Origin of the sequence: Flavobacterium sp., assembly GCF_044361065.1 — a bacterium.
GTDB lineage: Bacteria > Bacteroidota > Bacteroidia > Flavobacteriales > Flavobacteriaceae > Flavobacterium.
Genome location: NZ_JBIKJI010000177.1, coordinates 1 through 3,853, shown reverse-complemented (window position 1 = coordinate 3,853; position 3,853 = coordinate 1). Strand labels below are relative to the sequence as shown.

Annotated in this window: 4 protein-coding genes; all 4 read left to right on the top strand. The window is 31.8% G+C overall.

The window, feature by feature from the left end; genetic code table 11:
• On the top strand, nucleotides 1-1,442 hold a 1,442-nt coding region (locus ACIQ11_RS09425), incomplete at its 5' end, for a G-D-S-L family lipolytic protein (RefSeq protein WP_396154368.1).
• 95 nt (nucleotides 1,443-1,537) lie between these two features.
• Nucleotides 1,538-1,888, top strand: coding sequence for a phage holin family protein (locus ACIQ11_RS09420; protein ID WP_396154367.1), 351 nt, complete (start codon nucleotides 1,538-1,540; stop codon nucleotides 1,886-1,888).
• Between the two features lie 90 nt (nucleotides 1,889-1,978).
• Nucleotides 1,979-3,307: a trigger factor gene (locus tag ACIQ11_RS09415; RefSeq protein ID WP_396154366.1), complete on the top strand. Its 1,329-nt coding sequence runs from the start codon at nucleotides 1,979-1,981 to the stop codon at nucleotides 3,305-3,307.
• A gap of 243 nt (nucleotides 3,308-3,550) precedes the next feature.
• The coding region (locus ACIQ11_RS09410) for an ATP-dependent Clp protease proteolytic subunit (protein WP_396154365.1) at nucleotides 3,551-3,853 on the top strand (303 nt) is incomplete at its 3' end.

Sequence of the window (3,853 nt, the reverse complement as noted above, 5' to 3'; positions counted from 1 at the left end):
ATGCGGCTTATACCTCTGGTCAAGCAGATTTTACAAGATATGTAGCAGTTGGTAACTCACTTACTGCAGGTTATATGGACGGAACTGTTTGTAGAGTAGGACAAACTTATTCTTACCCTAATTTATTAGCACAACAATTCGCTTTAGTGGGTGGCGGTGCCTTTACACAACCTTCTTTTGCAGAAGATGTAAATAATTTAGGAGGGTTTGCAGGTTCTCCAGGTTCTACAAGATTAATTATTGATGCGTCTCAAAATAGACCGGAGCCAATTGCAGGAGCATCAACAATTACCTTAACACCACAAGCTAAAGCATATAACAATATGGGCGTACCAGGTGCAAAATCATTTCATTTATTAATACCAGGTTACGGAGCATTAAATTCTTATTTTGCGAGACATGCTACTTCGCCTACAGCAACTGTTATGGCAGACGCTATGACAAAAAACCCAACTTTTTTTACCAATTGGATTGGTTCAAATGATGTGTTAGCTTATGCTACCGCAGGTGGTGCACAAGCTGATGGAGTAACACCAGCAGCAGATCATAATACAACAGGAAATGTAAACCCTTTAACCTATGGTTTTAATGATATCACTAATAGTACATATTTTACTAGTGTATATACAAATATCATTAACTCATTGACTATAAACGGAGCGAAAGGAGTGGTTTGTACGATTCCAAGTGTAACTTCAATCCCGTATTTTACAACTGTGCCATTTAATCCACTTCCAGCTGAAGCTACATCTAGTAACACAACAGCAATTGGTTTGTATCAGTTTTTAGCTGCTGTTTCTGGCGGAAGAATTTCTCCATTAAGGACTGCTGCAGGAACTAAAAATCCAGTTTTAATTAGAGATGAATCATTAACAGACATAGGCCCAACAATTCAAGCAGCAGCAGCTTCTACGCCTTTTGCTCCTTTTGCAGCTTCTTTAGCTGCATTATATGGAAAAGCAAGACATACTACTGCAGCAGATTTAATTGTTTTGCCAGCAAGTTCAATAATTGGACAAGTTAACACAGCTGGAACGGCTCCTTTTAATGTTAATGGTGTAACCTTGCCGTTAGCTAACAAATGGGTATTAACAACAACTGAAAAAGCTAGAGTAGCTGCAGCAACTGCAGCTTACAATACTTCAATTATTGCTATTGCTAATACAAAAAATTTAGCTGTGGCCGATATGAATGCTGTTATGAACAAATTAATTACAGGTTTAAAAATTGAAACCAATTCAATTTATACAGCTAACTATTTTAGTGGTTCAGCTACTGAAGGACAAGTATTGTTTTCTTTAGATGGTGTGCATCCAAACGCACGTGGTTATGCGGTTATTGCTAATGAAATTATCAAAACAATAAACGCAAAATACAAATCAAGTTTACCATTACACAATCCTACTTATTTCCCAGGTATCAGTATTTTACCAACGAACTAAGCTAGTTTTTAAATAATTTCTAAATAGGCATCATTTTGGTGCCTATTTTTTTATATTTACACTTTAAAGAAAATGTATAAATCAATTGTATAAAAATGAAAAATTACCTTATCAAACTACTTATTTCAACCCTGTTAATACTTGTTATTTCGTATTTTCTAAAAATTGAAATCACCAATTATTTGGCAGCCGTTTTTATGGCAGTTGCCTTATCATTTTTAAATACCTTTTTAAAACCGATATTAAAAATACTTGCCATTCCAGTAACAATAATGTCTTTAGGTTTGTTTTTATTGGTTATTAATGCCAGTATTGTAAAAATAGCTGATTATTTTATTGATGGGATTCAAATGACGTTTCTTCAAGCGCTATTTTTTAGTGTGATATTATCGGTAAGTCAATATATTTTAAATAAAATTTTCACAGAAAAAAAAAACAATAAGTAGTTGTAAAATTCTGTAAATTAAAAACTTGTATGGGTTGCAAAAATTATATAATTTTGCAACCCATATTTATACTTCAAAAAATCAATAAAAATGAATATTAGAAAAGAACACCTTGACGCACTAAATGCCGTTGTAAAAATTACAATTGGTAAATATGAATATACTGAAAAAATTGAGAATTTTTTAGAACTTAAAAGAAAAACAGCTACTTTACCAGGTTTTAGAAAAGGTAAAACGCCTATGGATGTGGTGAGAAAACAGTTTGAAAAACCAGCAATTATTGAAGAAGTTACTGCTTTGGTGAACAAAGGGTTAAAAGATTACATCGCAAAAGAAAAATTAGATTTGTTAGGTAATGCGTTACCTCGTATAGATGAAAATTTTGATTGGAAAGCAGACGAATTGGTTTTTGAATACGAATTAGGTTTAGCACCAGAATTCTCTGTAGATTTAGCAAGAGCTTCAGGCGTAACGAGATATAAAATTATTGCAGACGATACCTTATTAAACGAGCAAGTTGAAAGAATTCAAAAGCAATACGGTAAAATTTTAACGGAAACTGAAGTTAAAAAAGGTTTTGAAATAAACGGTACGTTTTCAAACGAAGAAAAAAATATCAGCAACCAAGCTTTAATTAGTTTAGATATTTTTGCAGATGCTAAAACGGGTAAACAATTTATTGGAAAAAAAGTTGGCGATGTTGTATCGTTAAAAACAAAAGGTTTGTTTAATGACGACCATCAATTAATGGATTATTTGAAAGTAGCTCACGATGACGTTCACGGTTTAGACATTGAAGTTAATTTTACTATTGACGCCATTCAATCTGTTGAAAAAGCGGAAATTAATGACGAATTATTCGCAAAATTATTTCCAAATGGAGAAGTAACTACTTTAGAAGGTTTAAAAGCAAGAATTAAAGAAGATGCGGAACAACAATTTGTACAGCAGGCAGATCAAAAGTTTTTAAATGATGTAACAGAAGCATTATTAGAAACCACTCAATTTGATTTACCAGAAACCTTCTTAAAAAAATGGATTCAAACTATTGGCGAAACACCGTTAACTCCTGAACAAGCAGAAGCGGAATTTGCAAAATCAGAAAGAGGATTGCGTTACCAATTAATCGAATCTAAAATCTTTATTCAACATAATTTACAAGTTAGATTTGAAGAATTAAAAGATTTTACTTCAGGATTAATCAGACAACAAATGGCCCAATTTGGTCAAGCCAATGCAACAGATGCAGAAGTAGACGGAATTGTTTCAAGAGTGATGTCGAATCAAGAAGAAATTAAACGTATATCTGACCAAGTTTTGAGTTTAAAAATGATTGACTTGTACAAAACAAGTGTAAAAGCCACTGAAAAAGAAGTAAATTACCAAGATTTTGTTAAAGCGATGTACGGCGAAATGTAATATTCATAAAAATTAGTATATTTGAACGTCAAATCATTTTGGTTTGACGTTTTTTATTAGATAAATAATTTTTTTAAAACACATAGACACATAGAAAATAATATTAAATTAAGTCGCTGGCTTCAAATAGAAATCATAGGACTATGTTTAAAAATTTATTTTTCTAAATTATTCTTTACAGAATTTAAAAAACTATGTTTCTATGTGTTTAATATTTACATAACCTTTTAAATACAATTTAAAATGAACTACGGAAAAGAATTTAAAAAATTTGCCACAAAAAAACACGGAGTAAACAGTTTGTATTACGATAAATTAGTAGGCAGTTTAACACCATATATTATTGAAGAACGCCAATTAAACATTTCTCAATTAGACGTGTTTTCTCGTTTAATGATGGATAGAATCATCTTCATGGGAACAGGTGTTGACGATTATATGGCCAATATTATTCAAGCACAATTATTGTTTTTAGAAAGTGTAGATGCTTCTAAAGACATTCAAATTTATATCAATTCGCCAGGTGGAAGTGTATACGCAGGTTTA

Excerpts from the sequence above, each read along its gene's own strand:
- ACIQ11_RS09420 (WP_396154367.1), top strand. The coding sequence starts at position 1,538 with ATGAAAAATTACCTTATCAAACTACTTATTTCAACCCTGTTAATACTT.
- ACIQ11_RS09415 (WP_396154366.1), top strand. The coding sequence starts at position 1,979 with ATGAATATTAGAAAAGAACACCTTGACGCACTAAATGCCGTTGTAAAA.